This is a genomic window from Stenotrophomonas sp. TWI1183, assembly GCF_039673115.1.
GTDB lineage: Bacteria > Pseudomonadota > Gammaproteobacteria > Xanthomonadales > Xanthomonadaceae > Stenotrophomonas > Stenotrophomonas maltophilia_AA.
Genome location: NZ_JBDJKZ010000003.1, coordinates 226,636 through 244,718 on the forward strand (window position 1 = coordinate 226,636; position 18,083 = coordinate 244,718).

Annotated in this window: 14 protein-coding genes; 13 read left to right on the forward strand and 1 reads right to left on the reverse strand. The window is 68.0% G+C overall.

Annotated features, from left to right (window positions below; translation table 11 throughout):
* Nucleotides 1-9: 9 nt before the first annotated feature.
* The 12 genes from hisG (at nucleotide 10) to ABE434_RS05140 (ending at nucleotide 11,713) form a co-directional block, all read left to right on the forward strand.
* Complete coding sequence (gene hisG, locus ABE434_RS05085) at nucleotides 10-921, forward strand: ATP phosphoribosyltransferase (protein ID WP_121036643.1); 912 nt, start codon at nucleotides 10-12, stop codon at nucleotides 919-921.
* Nucleotides 918-2,213 carry a histidinol dehydrogenase gene (hisD, locus tag ABE434_RS05090; protein WP_346478060.1) on the forward strand — a complete coding sequence of 432 codons (1,296 nt, stop codon included), beginning with the start codon at nucleotides 918-920 and terminating at the stop codon, nucleotides 2,211-2,213. The genes hisG and hisD overlap by 4 nt, the downstream gene beginning before the upstream one ends.
* Nucleotides 2,210-3,298, forward strand: a complete 1,089-nt coding sequence (gene hisC / locus ABE434_RS05095; RefSeq protein ID WP_346478062.1) for a histidinol-phosphate transaminase — start codon at nucleotides 2,210-2,212, stop codon at nucleotides 3,296-3,298. Before hisD ends, hisC begins: the two co-directional genes overlap by 4 nt.
* On the forward strand, nucleotides 3,295-4,368 hold the full coding sequence (hisB, locus tag ABE434_RS05100) for a bifunctional histidinol-phosphatase/imidazoleglycerol-phosphate dehydratase HisB (protein WP_346478063.1): 1,074 nt from the start codon (nucleotides 3,295-3,297) through the stop codon (nucleotides 4,366-4,368). The genes hisC and hisB overlap by 4 nt, the downstream gene beginning before the upstream one ends.
* Nucleotides 4,365-4,967, forward strand: a complete 603-nt coding sequence (gene hisH, locus ABE434_RS05105) for an imidazole glycerol phosphate synthase subunit HisH (RefSeq protein ID WP_176989876.1) — start codon at nucleotides 4,365-4,367, stop codon at nucleotides 4,965-4,967. The genes hisB and hisH overlap by 4 nt, the downstream gene beginning before the upstream one ends.
* Nucleotides 4,964-5,698: a 1-(5-phosphoribosyl)-5-[(5-phosphoribosylamino)methylideneamino]imidazole-4-carboxamide isomerase gene (gene hisA, locus ABE434_RS05110; protein WP_346478064.1), complete on the forward strand. Its 735-nt coding sequence runs from the start codon at nucleotides 4,964-4,966 to the stop codon at nucleotides 5,696-5,698. Before hisH ends, hisA begins: the two co-directional genes overlap by 4 nt.
* Entirely contained in the window at nucleotides 5,692-6,468 is a 777-nt protein-coding gene (gene hisF, locus ABE434_RS05115; RefSeq protein ID WP_346478065.1) for an imidazole glycerol phosphate synthase subunit HisF, read from the forward strand. The genes hisA and hisF overlap by 7 nt, the downstream gene beginning before the upstream one ends.
* Nucleotides 6,458-7,096 carry a bifunctional phosphoribosyl-AMP cyclohydrolase/phosphoribosyl-ATP diphosphatase HisIE gene (gene hisIE, locus ABE434_RS05120; protein ID WP_346478066.1) on the forward strand — a complete coding sequence of 213 codons (639 nt, stop codon included), beginning with the start codon at nucleotides 6,458-6,460 and terminating at the stop codon, nucleotides 7,094-7,096. The genes hisF and hisIE overlap by 11 nt, the downstream gene beginning before the upstream one ends.
* Before the next feature lie 93 nt (nucleotides 7,097-7,189).
* Nucleotides 7,190-8,788, forward strand: a complete 1,599-nt coding sequence (locus tag ABE434_RS05125; protein WP_346478067.1) for a calcineurin-like phosphoesterase family protein — start codon at nucleotides 7,190-7,192, stop codon at nucleotides 8,786-8,788.
* A 145-nt stretch (nucleotides 8,789-8,933) separates the two neighbouring features.
* Nucleotides 8,934-9,935 (forward strand): glucokinase, encoded by a 1,002-nt coding sequence (locus ABE434_RS05130; protein WP_346478068.1) that lies wholly within the window; start codon nucleotides 8,934-8,936, stop codon nucleotides 9,933-9,935.
* 33 nt (nucleotides 9,936-9,968) lie between these two features.
* On the forward strand, nucleotides 9,969-10,967 hold the full coding sequence (locus ABE434_RS05135) for a N(4)-(beta-N-acetylglucosaminyl)-L-asparaginase (RefSeq protein WP_346478069.1): 999 nt from the start codon (nucleotides 9,969-9,971) through the stop codon (nucleotides 10,965-10,967).
* Nucleotides 10,964-11,713: a copper homeostasis protein CutC gene (locus ABE434_RS05140; RefSeq protein ID WP_346478070.1), complete on the forward strand. Its 750-nt coding sequence runs from the start codon at nucleotides 10,964-10,966 to the stop codon at nucleotides 11,711-11,713. Before ABE434_RS05135 ends, ABE434_RS05140 begins: the two co-directional genes overlap by 4 nt.
* 135 nt (nucleotides 11,714-11,848) lie before the next feature.
* On the opposite strand, the gene ABE434_RS05145 is transcribed toward ABE434_RS05140, so the two are convergent.
* Nucleotides 11,849-14,917 (reverse strand): TonB-dependent receptor, encoded by a 3,069-nt coding sequence (locus ABE434_RS05145; protein WP_346478071.1) that lies wholly within the window; start codon nucleotides 14,915-14,917, stop codon nucleotides 11,849-11,851.
* A gap of 654 nt (nucleotides 14,918-15,571) precedes the next feature.
* Between ABE434_RS05145 and ABE434_RS05150 the strand changes: the two genes are divergently transcribed.
* Nucleotides 15,572-17,971 (forward strand): GH92 family glycosyl hydrolase, encoded by a 2,400-nt coding sequence (locus ABE434_RS05150; protein ID WP_346478081.1) that lies wholly within the window; start codon nucleotides 15,572-15,574, stop codon nucleotides 17,969-17,971.
* The last annotated feature ends 112 nt before the right edge of the window (nucleotides 17,972-18,083 follow it).

The following is an 18,083-nucleotide window of genomic DNA, read 5'->3' on the forward strand; positions in this document are numbered from 1 at the left end:
ACCTCCCCCATGAGTGCAACCCAGACCGCCCCGGCACGTGACCGGCTGCGTATCGCCATCCAGAAGAACGGGCGGCTGGCCGAGCCTGCGCGCAGCCTGCTGACCGCCTGCGGGCTGAGCTGGCGGCAGAGCCGCGACAAGCTGTTCTGCTACGGCGAGTCGTTGCCGGTGGACCTGCTGCTGGTCCGCGATGACGACATTCCCGGCCTGATCGCCGATGGCGTGTGCGATTTCGGCATCGTCGGCCGCAATGAGCTGGACGAGCAGGGCGCTGCGCGCCGCCGGATCGGCCTGCCGGACGCCTACCAGGCGCTGCGCGGCCTCAACTTCGGCCAGTGCCGCTTGATGCTGGCGGTGCCGGAGGAGTGGGAATGGACGGGCGTGGAGCAGCTGGCCGGCAAGCGCATCGCCACCAGCTACCCCGCGATCCTGGCCGACTGGCTGGCCGAGCGCGGCGTGGATGCGCAGGTGGTCGAACTGTCCGGCTCGGTCGAGATCGCCCCGCGGCTGGGCACCGCCGATCTGATCTGCGATCTGGTCTCCAGCGGCGCCACCCTGGCCGCCAACCAGCTCAAGCCGGTCGAAACCCTGCTGGAAAGCGAAGCGGTGCTGGCCGGGCCGGTACGCACGCCCGATGACGCCCGCGCCGGCCTGATGGCGATGCTGCTGCGCCGCCTCGATGGCGTCGTGAAGGTGCAGGACAGCAAGCTGCTGATGTTCCGCGCCGCGCTGGACCGGGTCTCCGAGCTGACCCGCCTGCTGCCCGATGCCGATCCGCTGGTGCAGCTGCCCGATGACGGCGGCCACCTGCGTTTGCAGACGATGTGCCACGGTGCGTTGACCTGGCAGCGGTTGGAGGACCTGGAGCGCGCGGGCGCGCAGGGCTTGATGGTGTTGAGTGTGGAGCGGTCGCTGGCATGAATCGTTTGACGTGGTCCCAATTGGATGCCGGCGCCCGGGCGCAGGCGCTGCAACGCCCGGTCCAGGCCGTGGCGGCGCGTACCCGTGAGTCCGTCGCGGCCTTGATCGCGGCGGTGCGCGAAGGCGGCGATGCCGCGCTGCGCGAGATCACCCTGCGCTTCGACGGGGTGGCACCGGAGAGCTTCGAGGTCAGCGAGGCGGAGTTCGCCGCCGCCGAACAGGCCGTCCCGGCCGAACTGCGCCAGGCGATGATCGATGCCGCCGCGCGTATCCGGACCTTCCACACGGCCGGCATGAGCCAGGGGTATGCGGTCGAAACCGCGCCCGGCGTGCGTTGCGAGCGTGTGGTGCGCCCGATCGGTCGGGTGGGTCTGTATGTGCCGGCCGGCAGCGCGCCGTTGCCGTCGACCGCGTTGATGCTGGGCGTGCCCGCACAGTTGGCCGGCTGCCGGGAAGTCGTGCTGTGCACGCCGCCGCGCAAGGACGGCAGCGCCGATCCCGCGGTGCTGGTGGCCGCGCGCCTGACCGGTGTGCACCGCGTGTTCAAGCTGGGCGGCGCGCAGGCGATCGCGGCGATGGCGTACGGGACCGACAGCATCCCGGCCTGCGACAAGCTGTATGGCCCGGGCAACAGCTACGTGACCGAAGCCAAGCAGCAGGTGGCCCAGGACGGCGCCGCTGCGATCGACATGCCGGCTGGGCCGTCGGAAGTGCTGGTCATTGCCGACGCCGGCGCCAATCCCGCGTTCGTCGCGGCCGATCTGCTCTCGCAGGCCGAGCATGGTCCGGATTCGCAGGTGCTGCTGCTGACCGACGACGCAGGCATGGTCGACCGGGTTGAAGCTGAGGTTGAAGCGCAACTGGCGGAGCTGTCGCGCGCGGAGATCGCCGCGCAGGCGCTGGCGTCCTCGCGCCTGATCCTGGTCGATGCGCTGGAGGATGCGTTCGCGATCAGCAACCGGTATGCGCCGGAACATCTGATCCTGGCGCTGCGCGATCCGCGCGCGTGGCTTGAGAAGGTGGAAGCGGCCGGCTCGGTTTTCCTCGGCGACTACACCCCCGAAGCGCTGGGCGATTACTGCAGCGGCACCAACCACGTGCTGCCGACCGCGGGCGCCGCGCGCGCCTACAGCGGCGTCAGCGTGGCCAGCTTCCAGAACCTGATCAGCGTGCAGTCGGCCACCGCTGCGGGCATCGCCGCGATCGGCGAGTGCGCCCGCGTGCTGGCGCGCGCCGAAGGCCTGGATGCGCACGAGAATGCCGTGACCCTGCGCATGGAGGCGGCGGCATGAGCACCGGATCCTTTCTGTCGCTGGTCCGCGAGGACCTGCAGGCGTTCACCGGGTACTCCTCGGCGCGCAGCAGCGCGCTGGTCGGCGATGTCTGGCTCAACGCCAACGAATCGGCCTGGGCCAATCCGGCTGACGTCACCGGTGTCGCGCGCCGCTACCCCGATCCGCAGCCGGCCGCCCTCCGTGATCGGCTGGCCGAGCTCTATGGCTGCGCGCCGGAGCAGCTGTTGATCGGCCGTGGCAGTGACGAGGCCATCGATCTGCTGGTGCGCGCCCTGTGCGAGCCGGGCCGGGATGCCGTGGTAACCACGCCGCCGGTGTTCGGCATGTACGCCGTCTGCGCCCGCCTGCAGAACGCGCCGGTGATCGAGGTGCCGCTGGTCGAGCAGGGCGATGCGCTGGTTGCCGATATCGATGCGGTGATCGGCGCTGCGCTGTCGGGCAACGCCAAGCTGGTGTTCCTGTGCTCGCCGTCCAATCCCGCTGGCAGCGTGATCACGCTGGCCGAGATCGAGCGCGTGGCCACCGCATTGCAGGGCAGGGCGCTGGTCGTGGTGGACGAGGCCTACGGTGAGTATGCGGAGCAGGCCTCCGCCAACACGCTGCTGGGCCGCTACGAGAACATCGCCGTGCTGCGGACGTTGTCCAAGGCGCATGCGCTGGCCGCCGCCCGCATCGGCAGCCTGATCGCCGATGCCGCCCTGATCCAGGTGCTGCGCCGCTGCCAGGCCCCGTATCCCGTGCCCGCACCCTGTGCCGAGCTCGCGTTGGCAGGCCTTGACCCCGAGAACCTCGCAGTGACCAGCCAGCGCATCGCACAGATCAAGGCCGAACGCGCGCGGCTGCAGGCCGGCCTTGCCACGCTGCCCGGCGTGCTGCGCGTCTATCCCTCGCAGGGCAACTACCTGCTGGCCCGCTTCGCCGACGCACAGGGCGCGTTCGATGCGCTGCTCGCGGCCGGTGTGGTCGTGCGTGACCAGCGCGCCGCGCCGCAGCTGGGCGATGCGCTGCGCATCACCGTCGGCAGCCCGGAACAGAACGACCGCGTACTCGCTGCCCTGACGGCCCGGAGGGCTGCCGCATGACCCCGATTCTGTTCGTCGACCGCGACGGCACCCTGATCGAAGAGCCCGCCGATTTCCAGATCGACGCCTACGAGAAGCTGCGCTTCGTGCGCGATGTGATCCCGGCGATGCTCAAGCTGCGCGATGCCGGCTACCAGTTCGTGATCGTCAGCAACCAGGACGGCCTGGGGACCGAGGGCTATCCGCAGGCCAGCTTCGACGGCCCCAACGACCTGATGCTGCAGATCTTCGCCAGCCAGGGCATCACCTTCCGTGACGTGCTGATCGACGGCACCTGGCCGCAGGACAACGCGCCGACCCGCAAGCCGGGCATCGGCCTGATGCTGCCGTACCTGCAGGACCGCAGCATCGACTGGGCACGCTCGGCGATGGTGGGCGACCGCCTGACCGACATCCAGTTCGCCGAAAACATGAAGATTCGTGGCTTCCAGCTGCGCACCGAACAGTTCGGCGGCGACTGGGACTGGACCTCGATCGCGCACGAGCTGGCTGATGCGCCGCGTCGGGCCACCGTGCAGCGCAACACCAAGGAAACCAGGATCCGGGTCGAGGTCGATCTGGATCGCACCGCCGAACCGCAGACCCACACCGGGCTGCCGTTCTTCGATCATATGCTGGAGCAGATCGGCAAGCACGGCGGCTTCGCCCTGAGCGTGCAGGCCGAGGGCGACCTGCACATCGACGAGCACCACACCATTGAAGACACCGGCCTGGCGCTGGGCCAGGCCCTGCGCGAGGCGCTTGGCGACAAGCGTGGCATCGGCCGCTACGGCTTCACCCTGCCGATGGATGAGACCCTGGCCAGCGCCGCACTGGATTTCAGCGGCCGCCCGTATTTCGTGTTCGAAGGCGAGTTCAAGCGCGAGCGCGTGGGAGACATGCCGACCGAGCTGGTGCCGCACTTCTTCCGCTCGCTGTGCGATGCGGCGGGCTTGAACCTGCACCTGAGCGTGCGCGGCGACAATGACCATCACAAGGTCGAAGCCTGCTTCAAGGCGCTGGCCCGCGCGCTGCGCCAGGCCCTGCCACGCCAGGGCACCGCGCTGCCGAGCACCAAGGGGGCGCTGTGACCGAGGTTGCGCTGATCGATGCGGGTGGCGCCAACCTCGGTTCGGTCCGCTATGCGCTGGAGCGGCTGGGCGTGCAGGTGCGGCTGGTCCGCGATGCGCAGGGCCTGGAGGGCGTCTCGCGGGTGATCCTGCCCGGCGTCGGCGCGGCCCCGCACGGCATGGCACGCCTGCATGCACAGGGTCTGGTCCAGCCGCTGCGCGACCTGCAGGTGCCGCTGCTCGGCATCTGCCTGGGCATGCAGCTGCTGTTCGATGGTTCTGAAGAAGGCCATGTCGAATGCCTGGGCCTTTTGCCCGGGGTCGTGCGCCACCTTCGCCCTGCAACCGGCATCCGCGTGCCGCACATGGGCTGGAACCGGCTGCTGCCGCTGCGTGAGTCGCCGCTGCTGGCCGGCGTGCCGGCACGGGCGAGTGCCTACTTCGTCCACAGCTACGCCGCGCCGCTGGGCGAAGACACCGTGGCCGCCTGCGATCACGGCGGGCTGTTCGCGGCCGTCGTGCAGCGCGGGCGGCACAGTGGTGCCCAGTTCCATCCGGAGCGTTCGGCCGACACCGGCGCGCGCATCCTGCGCAATTTCATCGAGAACGAACCGACATGAGTTTCATCGTCTATCCCGCCCTGGATATCCGCGAAGGCCGCGTGGTGCGCCTGCTGCAGGGCGACTACGCGCAGCAGACCACCTACGGCGATGACCCGCTGCCGCGCGCGCAGGCGTTTGCCGCGGCGGGCGCGGGCTGGATGCATCTGGTGGATCTGGATGCAGCCCGTGCGGGCGGTTACACCCTGGCACCGCTGCTCTCCTCGATCGCGGCGCAGACCGGCCTGCAGGTGCAGACCGGCGGCGGCGTGCGTTCGTGCGATGACGTTGCGCGCATCCTCGATGCCGGTGCTACCCGCGTGGTGGTCGGCTCGGTATCGGTCCGCGAGCCGGACACGGTGATTGGCTGGCTGCGCGATTTTGGCCCTGAACGGCTCACCATCGCGCTCGACGCGCGCCAGGCCGAGGATGGTCGCTGGCTGCTGCCTGTGCATGGCTGGACCGAGACCGCCGAGGACACCCTGGACGTGCTGGCCCAGCGTTACGCCGAGGCCGGCATGCGGCACCTGCTGTGCACGGATATCGCCCGCGACGGCATGCTTTCGGGGCCGAACATCGATCTGTACCAACACTTGGCGCGCCTGCTGCCGGGCGTGGCGGTACAGGCCTCCGGCGGCGTGCGTGATGCCGACGACGTGGCCCAGGCCAAGGCCGTCGGCTGCGGCGGCGCGATCCTCGGAAAGGCGCTGCTGGAAGGGCGCATGACCCTGGAAGGAGCGCTGGCATGCTGAGCCGCCGCCTGATCCCGTGCCTGGACGTGCGCGATGGTCGCGTGGTCAAGGGCGTGCGTTTCCGTGACCACGTGGACATGGGCGACATCGCCGAGCTGGCGATGCGCTATCGCGACCAGGGCGCGGACGAACTCGTGTTCTATGACATCGGCGCCAGTCCGGAGGGGCGCGCCGTGGACGTGGCCTGGATCGAGCGCATCGCGCGCCTGATCGACATCCCGTTCTGCGTGGCTGGCGGCATCAGCGATGTCGAGACCGCGCGGCGCGTGCTGCACGCCGGCGCCGACAAGATTTCGATCAACTCCCCGGCGCTGGGCCGGCCGGAGCTCATTGAAGAACTGGCCGATGCGTTCGGCGTGCAGTGCGTGGTCGTCGGCATCGATTCGGTGCGCGAACCGGATGGCGAATGGCGGGTGCGCCGCTTCAGTGGCGACCCGGACAAAACCCAGGCGGTGGCGGTGCGCACCCTGGACTGGCTGGTGGAGGCGCAGCGCCGGGGTGCCGGCGAGATCGTGCTGAACTGCATGGACAGTGATGGCGTCCGCCGCGGCTACGACGTGCCCCAGCTGCGTCAGGCGCGCGCGCTGTGCCAGGTGCCGTTGATCGCCTCCGGTGGCGCCGGCGAGATGCAGCACTTCGCCGATGTGTTCGACCAGGCCGACGTCGATGGCGCGCTGGCCGCCAGTGTCTTCCACGGCGGGGCCATCGCCATTCCCGCGCTCAAGCAGTTCCTGCGCGAGCAGCAGATCGAGGTTCGAGATGTCTATTGAAGTAAATTCCATTGACGTGCGCCCGTCGCGCGCTGCGCTGGCGCAACTGGACTGGGGCAAGGGCGATGGCCTGCTGCCGGTGGTGGTGCAGGATACGGACACGCTGCGCGTGCTGATGCTCGGCTACGCCAACGCGGCTTCGCTGGAGCAGACCCTGGCCACCGGCCACATGACCTTCTACAGCCGCAGCAAGCAGCGGCTGTGGACCAAGGGCGAGTCCTCCGGCAATGTGCTCGCGGTGACGGCCGTGCGGATCGACTGCGACAACGACACCCTGCTGGTCAGTGCGCGCCCGGCCGGGCCGACCTGCCACACCGGCAGCGAAAGCTGCTTCCCGCAGGCGCCGGGCAACTTCCTGGGCCGGTTGGATGCCGTGGTGCGCGAACGTGAGCAGCAGCGCCCGGCCGGCAGTTACACCACGTCGTTGTTCGAGGGCGACATCCGCCGCATCGCGCAGAAGGTGGGCGAGGAGGGCGTCGAAACCGCGCTGGCCGGGGTCGTCCAGGACGATGACGCGCTGCTGGGTGAGTCGGCCGATCTGCTGTTCCATCTGACCGTGCTGCTGCGTGCGCGTGGCCTCTCGCTGGACGACGCGGTGGCAGTGCTGGCGGCGCGCCACGCGGGGTAAGCCCGGGCGGCACATCGTTTAACGTCGGTGAAACGCGGTGCAGGCGATGATGTGCGGCTCTACAATCCCCCACCCCCGATCGGACCGCCCTCGATGACCCGTACTGCCGCCTGGCTGGCTTGCCTGCTGTTGATGACTTCGCCTGCCTGGGCTGCCGGCACGACGATTACCGGCAAGGTCTATCAGGAGCGCGACGGCAAGCCGGGGCGCGGGCCGACCGATCCTGGCCTGGCCGGTGTGCAGGTGTCCAACGGCGAAACGATCGTGCGCACCGCCGCCGATGGCAGCTACAGCCTGCCAGTACGCGAGGGCCAGACCGTGTTCGTGATCAAGCCGGACGAGTACCGCTTCCCGGCCGCCGCCAATGGGCTGCCCTCGTACTGGCGCCACTATGCGCCGCAGGGCTCGCCGAAGCTGAAATACGACGGCATCCACGCCACCGGCGGCGCGACCCGCAACTGGGATTTCGCGCTGCAACCGGCCAAGGGCACGGACGCGGCGCGCAACGGCTTCGAGATGCTGGTCTTCACCGATTCGCAGACCGCCAGCCGCCAGGACATCGGCTACTACCAGCGCGCCATCGTCGATCCGATCATCGGCAAGCATCCGGCGCGGCTGGGCACCACCCTGGGCGATATCGTCAATGACGATCTGAGCCTTTACCCGGACATCAACAAGGTCACCGCGCAGCTGCAGGTGCCGTGGTTCCACGTGCCGGGCAACCACGACCTGGACATGGATGCCGGCAACGACGCGCATTCGCTGGACAGCTGGCGCGCCGTGTACGGCCCGGATACCTACGCGGTGGAAGAGGGCGGGGCGAGCTTCGTCTTCCTCGATGACGTGGTCTACGACCCCAAGGCCAAGCCGAGCTACGTCGGCGGCCTGCGCGCGGACCAGTTCACCTTCCTCGGCAACTATCTGAAGGGCCTGCCGCGTGATCGGCTGATCGTGCTCGGCATGCACATCCCGCTGTTCGATGCGGCGCCGGGCCGCGAGACGTTCCGCCATGCCGACCGCGCGCGGCTGTTCGCGCTGCTCAAGGACTTCCCGAACGTGCTGGTGCTCAGCGGCCATAGCCACACCCAACAGCACTACTACCACGGTGCCGCCGAAGGCTGGCAGGGCAGCAGGCCGCTGCACGAGTACAACGTGGGCGCGGCCTGCGGGGCGTTCTGGTCGGGCGTGAAGGACAGCAGCGGCATCCCCGATGCAACCATGAGCGATGGCACCCCGAACGGCTATGCGGTGCTCTCGGTCAAGCCCGGTGGTGACTATGGCCTGCGCTATTACGTGGCGCGCGCACCCGACGATTATCAGATCGCCCTGCACGCGCCGAAGGTGCTGCGCCAGGGCGCGTACCCGGCCTGGGGCGTGTACGCCAACGTGTTCATGGGCCAGGCCGATTCGCTGGTGGAGTACCGCGTGGACGACGGCGCATGGCAGCCGATGAAGCGCGTCGAACAGTCGGATCCGCGCCTGCTGCAGGAAAATGTCGCCGACGATACCGCCGAGCGCCTGCGCGGTTTCGACCGTTCGCCGGAAGCCACGCCGTCGCCGCACCTGTGGCGCGGCGCGCTCCCCACCCACCTTACCGTGGGGGAGCACAAGGTGGAAGTGCGTGCAGTGCAGGGCGATGGCCCGACCGCGATGGCCAGCACCAGCTACCGCCTGCAGACCGCCAAGCCCTGATCACGCCGCAGTCGTTTCAGTACGGCGCTGTATGGCAGGCGTGGCTTTGCATTCCCCCGGCGATGCCTGAGAATCGCCGGGATTCAATCGATTCAACCAAGGCAAGCGAGTGAGCGCAGCGGTACCGGTTCCGGCTCAACCTGAGGTGTCGCGGACGGCGGCCCCGCGGGATTCCCACTCTGACACGCTGATCGTGGCCGATGTCGGCGGCACGTTCGCCCGCGTCGCGCTGGCCACCGTGTGCGCGGGCGCTGCGCCCCGGCTGAGCGGCCTGCGGCGTTATGCCTGCGCTGATCACCCCGGCCTGGCCGCGATCCTGGCCGACTTCATCGCCAGCCTGCCCGCAGCGCCGGACAGTGCCGTGGTCGCGATCGCGGGGCTGCTGGACGGCGATCATCTGGTCAACACCAATCTGCCGTGGCCGGTGTCGGTCGCGCAGACCCGTCACGATTCGGGGCTGGTGTCGCTGGCGCTGATCAACGATTTCGAAGCGGTCGCCTATGCGATCCCGCACGTGGCGCCGGAAACCATGGTGGCCCTCAACGGCGAACCCGACGTGGGCCCGCGATGGCCGGCGCTGGTACTGGGCCCGGGCACCGGCCTGGGCGCGGCGCTGCGTTTCGAGGGCGGCGAGCGTCCGGTGCTGGCCAGCGAAGCTGGCCATGCCGCATTGAACGCCTGCAATCCGCTGGAACTGGAGGTGCTCTCACGCCTGCTGCAGCGCTGGGAGCACGTGGACAACGAGCGCGTGCTGTCCGGGGGCGGCCTGATGAACCTGTATCCCTGCCTATGCGATATCCGTGGCGTCACCCCACACTGGACCAGCACCGAAGCCCTGATCGCGGCCGCGCACGAAGGCGACGATCCGCTTGCGGTCGAGACGCTGGAGGTGTTCTGCGCCTGGCTGGGCAGTCTGGCCGGCGATCTGGCCACCACCTTCGGCGCGCGCTCGGTCTATCTGGCCGGCGGCATCTCCACGCGTGTGGACCGCTTCCTGCGCGATGGCCGCTTCCGCGAGCGCTTCCTGGCCAAGGGCGTGATGCAGGACGTGCTCCGCCAAGTGCCGATCTGGCGCGTGGACCACGGCGAACTCGGCGTGCTCGGCGCGGCGGTCTGGCATGCGGAGCATCGCTGTATCGTCGCGTAGTTCTTCCATTGTCCGATAACTGGAGACGTACCCATGACTGACCGCAGGCGATTTCTCCAGGCCAGTGCCCTGGCGGCCGGCGCCCTCGCGCTGCCGACGCTGCAGGCACGCACCGCCACCGGCGCGCGCGTCGTGTCCACCTGGGATTTCGGCGTAGGGGCCAACCAGGTGGCCTGGAAAACGCTGTCGGCCGGCGGTTCCGCGCTTGATGCGGTGGAAGCCGGCGCACGCTGGGCCGAGAGCGACCTGTGCAACCCCACGGTCGGGCGCTGTGGCAATCCGGATCGCGATGGGGTGCTGAGCCTGGACGCCAGCATCATGGACGGCGATGGCCGCTGTGGTTCGGTGGCGGCGCTCAGCGATATCGCCCACCCGGTCTCGGTGGCGCGGCGGGTGATGGAACAGACCCCGCACGTGATGCTGGTGGGCGAGGGGGCGCAGCAGTTCGCGGTGGAGCAGGGTTTCGAACGCAAGAAGCTGCTCACCCCGGAAGCCGAGAAGGCGTGGCGTGAGTGGCTCAAGACCGCGCAGTACACCCCCGAGATCAATGCCGAGCGACGCAGCCGCCCCGGCGACAGCAGCAACCACGACACGCTGGGCATGCTCGCCATCGATGCCCAAGGGCGCCTGGCCGGTGCCTGCACCACCAGTGGCATGGCGTGGAAGATGCACGGCCGCGTCGGCGACAGCCCCATCATCGGTGCGGGCCTGTACGTGGACAACGAGGTGGGTGCGGCGACCGCCTCGGGCGTCGGTGAGGAAATGATCCGCAATGCCGCCTCGTTCCTGGTGGTCGAGCTGATGCGCCAGGGCCGATCACCGGCCGAGGCCTGCCGCGAGGCGATCGCCCGGGTGGTGCGCAAGCGCCCTGAGGCAAGCAAGACGCTGCAGGTGTGCTTCCTCGCGTTGAACAAGCGCGGTGAGGTCGGCGCCTACGCGCTGCATCGCGGCTTCGTCTATGCAGTCTGCGACAAGGACCGGCAGGACAATCTGCGCGATTCCGCTTCGGTCTACACGAGCGAGCAGGCGTGAGCGCGCGGCGGCGGCTGCTGGAGATCGCCTCGAATTCGGTGGCCTCCGCATTGGCCGCCCAGCAGGGCGGCGCGGACCGGATCGAGCTGTTCGACAACCTTGCCGAGGGCGGTACCACGCCGTCGCAAGGCAGCATCGCGGTCGCTCGGGACCGCCTGCAGATTCCGTTGTTCGTGCTGATCCGGCCGCGTCCCGGCGATTTTCTTTACACCGGGCTGGAGACCGAGATCATGCTGCGCGACATCGCGTACTGCCGTGCGCTCGGCTGCGATGGCGTGGTGATCGGCGCCCTGGATGCCGACGGTGGCATCGACATGGCGTTGTGCCGTGAACTGGTGGCCGCGGCAGGCCCGCTCGGCATCACCTTCCACCGTGCGTTCGATGCCGCGCGTGATCTGCCGGCAGCGCTGGAGCAGATCGTGACGCTGGGCTGCCAGCGCATCCTGAGTTCGGGCGGGCAGGCCAGTGCCCTGGCCGGTGCCGATGTCCTGGGGGGGCTGGTCGCGCAGGCCGGTGACCGGATTTCGCTGATGGCCGGCGCGGGGATCACTGCGGACAACGTCATCGAGATGGCCGACCGCAGCGGGTGCGTTGAACTGCACGCCTCCGCGAAGACGACGCAGCCGTCGGCAATGCGTCACCACAATCCCGCGTTGACCGGGTTGTCGCCGGACTGGAGCGTGACCGACACAGCGCACGTCAGAGCACTGCGCGCGGCGCTTGATAATAGGGACGGAGGTAGTTAATCCGTGATGCATGGCCGCAATTAACTACCTCCGTCCCTGTTAAGAAAAACGCCGTTAAAAAAAACGGCAGCCGCCTGTAAAAGCGCAGCTGCCGTGGAGGACCGTTGCCCCGCCTGGAGGCGGGACGGGTGATGCTTAGAACTTCCAGTTCACGCCGAAGTACAGCTGGCGGCCGGCGTAGATGTTGGACAGCAGGCGAGCTTCGCTGTCACCGCCGATGTAGCTCCGCAGCTCGGACTTGGTGGCGTTCAGCACCGAGGCGGTGACCGTCCAGTCCGGGGTGATGTTGTACGCCACGTTGAGGTCGAGCTGGTCGTAGGGCTTGGTGTAGGTGGTCAGGCCGTTGTTCAGGCCGCCCACCACTTCGCCACGGCGGTTGTACGAAGCGCGGGCCAGGATCGTGTCGTTCTCGTAGAAGATCGTGACGTTGGCCTGGTTCTTGGCGCTGCCCACCAGCGGCGACGCGCCGATTTCTTCGCCATCCAGCACGATCGAGGCGAGGTTGGTGTCGTTGTAGGTGTAGTTGGCCTGTACGCCGAAGCCCATGTCGAAGGTGTACTGACCGTACACTTCCACGCCCTGCGAAACACCATCACGACCGTTGGCTTCCGTGGCGTACTTCTGCACGGTGACCGTCTGGCCGCCGACCGTCATCTGCTGGTCGCGCACCACCGGCACCGTGAAGTTGTCCACGTTCTTGCGGAACAGCGCCACGCCCGCAGCGGAGCCCGGCTTGAAGTACCACTCCACGCCGAGGTCGAACTGGATGGCCTTGAAGGGTTCCAGGTTCTTGTTGCTGCCGGAGCCGTACCAGCCGGGGGTATCGGTACCGCCGGCGACGCGGCGGTCGTTGCTGTACTCCTCGCTGATGTAGTTCAGGCCGCCCGGGTAGGCGATGCTGGTATAGCCCGGACGTGCGATGACCTTCGACGCTGCACCGCGCAGCACCAGGCTGTCGGTGATGTCCCAGGCGATGTTGAAGCTCGGCAGGAAGTCGGTATAGGTCTTGTCGAGCGAGCTGAGCGTGTAGACCTTGTCGCGGACCTGGTTGTCCGGCAGGCGCACGAAGCCGCCCTGGCAGCGCAGGGTCGGATCCGCGGCCGGATCATCGCAGCTCATCGGCGAGCCGTTGGCGTTGTCGACGAAGTAATCGTTGAAGCGCTCGACCGAATCGCTGGACTGGGCGAACTGCTCGGTACGCACCACGCGCACGCCGACGTTGCCGCGCAGGCGTTCGGTACGGAAGTTGGCCTGGAAGTAGCCGGAGTAGATCTTCTCGTTGACGTCGTAGACGAAGTCTTCTTCGGTACGGTTGTGCGAGCCGCCGTAGGTCTGGTTGAGGTAATTGATGTAGGCCGGGTAGTTGATGCCCGGGAACACGTTGGCGTTGAAGCCGCCCGCGATGTTGCTGATCGGGTTGGACAGGAAGAAGCCCGGCTGCGCATCGCCGGCGGTCGAATCGCAACCGGCCTGGTAGCGGTTGTTGTCGTAGTCGGACGGGTCCAGGCCCTGGCACACCCAGTAGGTGTTGCCGGTGTTGCGGTGGACCTTGCCGTCACGGTACTTGGTGCCGAACTGGATCGAGTCCAGCCAGCCCGTTTCGAACAGCTTGGTGAAGTCGGCCTGGAAGTAGTTCTGTTCGACTTCGGTCTGCATCCACGACGAGTCGGTCGAGCCGGTGTCGACTTCGGCGATACCGGCCATCAGCTGCTGCTGCAGGTCCGGCGAGAACTGGACCGACGGCGTGCCGGTCAGGTCCCACGCGGTGTACTGATTGCCCGACAGGTAATCCGCACCGACCTTGCGGCGCGGCTTGGCGGACATGCGGAAGTTCATCGACGGGCCGCCTTCGGACCACGTGCGGCCGCCGGTGAACGACGCCTTCCACAACGGGCTGATGTCCCACTCGACGGACAGGTCGGCGGTCTGCGACAGCGCCTTCTCCTTGCTGTAGCCGCCGGTCAGCTGCGGGGTGGGCAGGGTGCAATCGTCCGGACCCCAGCCGCCCGGCGCCAGGCCGGCCGCTGCGGCCTGCTCTTCGCTGCAGATGTAGGCCTTGCCCGGCAGCTTCTCGAACTGCGCGCCGGTCACGATGCTGCCGCTGGGATCGAAGTCGAGCCCGTTGAGCAGCCGCCCGCCGGCCCAGTTACCGTCGCCGTTGTAGCGGGCCATGCTCCACTCCGGCACCTTGAGCATGTTCTGGGTGTAGTCCCCCTGCAGCTCGAAGCGGAAGTAGTTGGCGGTCAGGGTCAGGTTGTCCAGCGGCTTGAACTGGAAGGTCAGCTGGCCGCCCTTGCGCTCGCGCTTCTCTTCCTTCACGGCGAAGTTCACCGAGGTCGGCATGAAGAAGTCGCTGTAGTTGCCGCCGGTCTGGTTGTTGAAACCGGACTGCCCCCACCAGTAGTGGATGCCATCCTGCGGCAGCGCATTGCCGTTGGCATCACGCGCGTCGCCGGCGCCATACCACTGATAGTCCTCGGTGCTGGCTTCCATGGTGCGGCTGGTGCGCTTCTGCTGCGTCACGCCCACCAGCACACCGAAGCGTTCGTCCTTGCTGTGCCAGGAGTAGAGCGCCGAGGCCTGCGGATCGATGTCGTGGCTGGTGTCCGACGAGGTGCCTTCCAGGTTCACGTACCCGGAGTTGGCCTCCATGTCGAGCGGGCGGCGGGTGTGCAGGATCACCGTGCCGCCGATGCCGCCTTCGTCGATGCGCGCTTCCGGCGACTTGAACAGCTCCGCGCTGGACAGCATGTTCGAGGGCAGCAGCGTGTAGTTGAACGAACGCGACGCCTCGTTGTTGGTCTCCGAGGTGGCGACGTAATTGCCGTTCAACTGGGTGAGGGTCAGGTCGGGCGCGAGGCCGCGCACGCTGACGCTCTTGCCTTCGCCGCCGCTGCGCGTGATCACCACGCCGGGCACGCGCTGCAGCGCGTCGGCAACGTTCTTGTCGGGGAACTTGCCCACGTCCTCGGCGGTGATCACTTCGACCACGGCGTTGGCGTCGCGCTTCTGCTGCAGGCTCTTTTCGATGGCGTAGCGGTAGCCGGTGACGGTCACGCTGTCGAGCGTGGTTGCATCAGGGGTACCGGTCGCGGCCGGGGTCGCTTGTTGCGCGAACGCGCTGGCGGGCACGACGGCCGCGGCCAAGGCGCTTGCGATGGCCGCGGACAACGTAACGCGGCGGTGCATGCGTGACATCTTCATTCCACTCTCTCCCTCTCCTGGATTGAAACGGTGGCGATACGAATTCTTTGAATCGATCTAATGTTTGAAGCCCATTTTCCAGAGCATCGAGTTGCCTGGCGCGTCCCGCATGCATCGCGTGGGGCAGTCCCCCGGCTCCCCACTTCCGGCAATCGTGACCGTTTTAAGTTGGATCGATCTAAACGATTGGCGGGGGATTTTTAGCACGACCGCGCGGGCGAAGCATGCTGCTCCGCAATATGGATTCCCGGGCAGCTTTCGCTTGGCGAGGGCACGATCCCGGCGGCACAGGCCGGACCGCCCCCGCCCGGTGGGTGGGCCGCTGACCATGAATCGGAGTTCCCACCCGGGTTGCCCAGGTGAGAGTGCGCAGCCGCATGGGCAGTGAATGGCCGCCTCGGGCAGGACCATGTTGCAGCGCAGAATGCATCGCCTGAAATTCCCGTGCTTTACTTAAATCGATCTAAATTCACCGGGTGTGGATTGGGTCGCCCAGTCCAGGGGAACCCGCGGCGCCCACCGCCAAAGGTTCGCGCTGCCGCCACGTCCGCCAAGGAGCCCGTGTCCGTGACCCGTTTTTCCAACTGTCCTTCCGTTGTTCCCGCCGCCCATGCCGTCCCGGCCCGCCGCCGCCCGCTGGCCGGCCTGGCCTGCCTGCTGGCGCTGAGCTGCGCGCCGTTGTTGCTGCAGGCCGCGCCCGCTGCACTGGAGCGTGAGGTCAACACCTTCATCGGCAGCAAGGACGATGGCAATACGTTCCCGGGCGCCTCGGCGCCGTTCGGCCTGATCCAGGTCAGCCCGATCGGCGAGCACTACGCCGGCTGGCGCTACGACGATCCCAAGATCCGCGGCTTCGGCCACTCCTTCCTGTCCGGCGCGGGCTGCTGGGAGCAGGGCGGCCAGGTTTCGGTCCTGCCGGTGACCGGCAGCATCGGCCCGGGCGGTGACTTCAACACCGACGACGCCAAGAGCTTCGACCACAAGCGCTACGCTTCCAGCTACACCCATGACGGTGAAGTCGGCCAGGCCGGCTACTACAAGGTGCGCCTGACCAATTACGGCGGCATCGATGCCGAGGCCACCGCGCGCACCCGCGCCGCGGCCGAGCGCTACACCTTCGCCGCGGATGCGACGACCGGCCACGTGCTGGTCAACCTTGGCCAGGCCAACGAGCGCCATTCGGTGATCGGCAGCGTGGTCGACGTGGTCGGCGACCGTGCCGTGGAAGGCAAGCTGGTCACCAAGAGCTTCTGCGGTGGGCATCAGTACACCACCTGGTTCCGCATCGAGTTCGATCGCCCGTTCAAGGCGTTCGGTACCTGGGGCGAGGGCGGCGGCCTGCCGGGCGCACGCCATGGCATGGAAGGCGAACTCAAACCCAGCGGCGCTTGGCTCAGCTTCGACCTGGCCAAGGGCCGCGCCGTGACCGCGGTCAGCGCGATCTCGCACGTGGATGCCGAAGGCGCGCGTGCCAACCTGCGCAGCGATGGCATGCAGGGCGAGCGCCTGCTCGGCTTCGACCAGATGCGCCAGCTGGCGCAGCAGCAGTGGCGCAAGGAACTGGCGGCGGTGCGCGTACAGGGCGGCAGCACCGATGACCGCACCGTGCTGTACACCGCGCTGTACCACGCGCTGCTGCAGCCGCTGACCGGCAGCGATGCCGATGGCCGCTACCGTGGCTACGATGACGCCATCCATCGTGCCGAAGGCTGGACCTACTACGAGTACTTCTCGCTGTGGGATACCTACCGCGCACAGAACCAGTGGCTGGCGCTGACCAAGCCGGAGGTCGCGCGCGATATCGGCCGGACCCTGCTGGCCATCGAAGCGCAGGGCGGCTGGCTGCCGCGTTGGGGCTATGCCAACTTCGAAACCAACATCATGACGGGTGATCCGGTCACGCCGTTCCTGGTGGACCTGTGGCGCTTCGGCGCGCTCGCCGGCCGAGAAGGCGAGGCTTATACCGCGCTGCGCAAGAACGCGTTCGAGGTGCCGCCGATGAACTCCCGTCATGCGGGCCGTTCGGGCAACCCTAGCTACCTGGCCAACGGCTACGTGCAGTACGACCGCGCGTTCCCCTCCAAGGGCATGGACGTGGATCCGCACCACGGTGGCTCGGCGACGCTGGAATACGCGCTGGCCGACTGCGCGCTGGCACAGATGGCCGATGGCCTCGGGCATGCCGCCGATGCCGGCGTGCTGCGCGAGCGCGGCCGCAACTGGCACAAGGTGTGGGACCCGTCGGTGCGGGACGAGGAGGGCGACTTCAACGGTTTCCCGCGTCCGCGCATGGAAGATGGCGCGTGGTACCTGCCCGCCGACGGCAAGTACAGCCCGCGCTCGCACCATGGTTTCCATGAAGGCACCGCGTGGCAGTACCAGTGGCTGGCGCAGCAGGACGTGCCCGGCCTGGTCCAGGCCATGCACGGTCGTGAGCAGGCGGCCCGCCGTCTGGATACGTTCTTCGCCTATGACGCACTCCTGAAGTCGCCGCTGACCGCCGCGCGCAAGGAATGGGTGGTCGGGCCCTACAGCTATTACAACCAGTACCGCTACAACCCGAACAACGAGCCGGACCTGCACGCGCCGTGGATGTACACGCTGATCGGCCAGCCGTGGAAGACCGCGACCGTGGTCCGTGCCGCGCAGCAGCTGTTCACCAACGCCCCCAACGGCGTGACCGGCAATGATGACCTGGGCACGATGTCGGCCTGGTACCTGTTCAGCGCGCTCGGCCTGTATCCGGCGGTGCCGGGCAGCGGCGAGTTCCTGCTGCATACGCCGCGCTTTGCCCGTGCCGAGATCGATCTGGGCCAGGGCAGGACGTTGACCCTGAAAGCCCCGGGCGCCGATGGCCGACAGTTGCAGTATGTCCAGAACGTCCAGGTCGACGGCCGCGCGCATGCGCCGGTGTGGCTGGACTGGGCGCAGCTGCAGCGCGGTGGCACCATCTCGTTCGCACTGGGCAGCACCGCTCCGGAGAACGGCTGGGGCACGCAGGCCGAGGCGCTGCCGGCCTCGTTCTGCGCCACCCCCGGCGCGGTGCTGGAATGAGCGGCGCACCCGCCTGCGCCGAGGTCGTCCCCCCGGGGCTGACCGCCGGCACGGGCGCGGACCGCTGGCCAATGCGATCGTTTAGGCTTGCACCTTGCTTGAGGAACCCGAC

Excerpts from the sequence above, each read along its gene's own strand:
- hisG (WP_121036643.1), top strand. The coding sequence starts at position 10 with ATGAGTGCAACCCAGACCGCCCCGGCACGTGACCGGCTGCGTATCGCC.
- hisD (WP_346478060.1), top strand. The coding sequence starts at position 918 with ATGAATCGTTTGACGTGGTCCCAATTGGATGCCGGCGCCCGGGCGCAG.
- hisC (WP_346478062.1), top strand. The coding sequence starts at position 2,210 with ATGAGCACCGGATCCTTTCTGTCGCTGGTCCGCGAGGACCTGCAGGCG.
- hisB (WP_346478063.1), top strand. The coding sequence starts at position 3,295 with ATGACCCCGATTCTGTTCGTCGACCGCGACGGCACCCTGATCGAAGAG.
- hisA (WP_346478064.1), top strand. The coding sequence starts at position 4,964 with ATGAGTTTCATCGTCTATCCCGCCCTGGATATCCGCGAAGGCCGCGTG.
- hisF (WP_346478065.1), top strand. The coding sequence starts at position 5,692 with ATGCTGAGCCGCCGCCTGATCCCGTGCCTGGACGTGCGCGATGGTCGC.
- hisIE (WP_346478066.1), top strand. The coding sequence starts at position 6,458 with ATGTCTATTGAAGTAAATTCCATTGACGTGCGCCCGTCGCGCGCTGCG.
- ABE434_RS05125 (WP_346478067.1), top strand. The coding sequence starts at position 7,190 with ATGACCCGTACTGCCGCCTGGCTGGCTTGCCTGCTGTTGATGACTTCG.
- ABE434_RS05135 (WP_346478069.1), top strand. The coding sequence starts at position 9,969 with ATGACTGACCGCAGGCGATTTCTCCAGGCCAGTGCCCTGGCGGCCGGC.
- ABE434_RS05145 (WP_346478071.1), bottom strand. The coding sequence starts at position 14,917 with ATGAAGATGTCACGCATGCACCGCCGCGTTACGTTGTCCGCGGCCATC.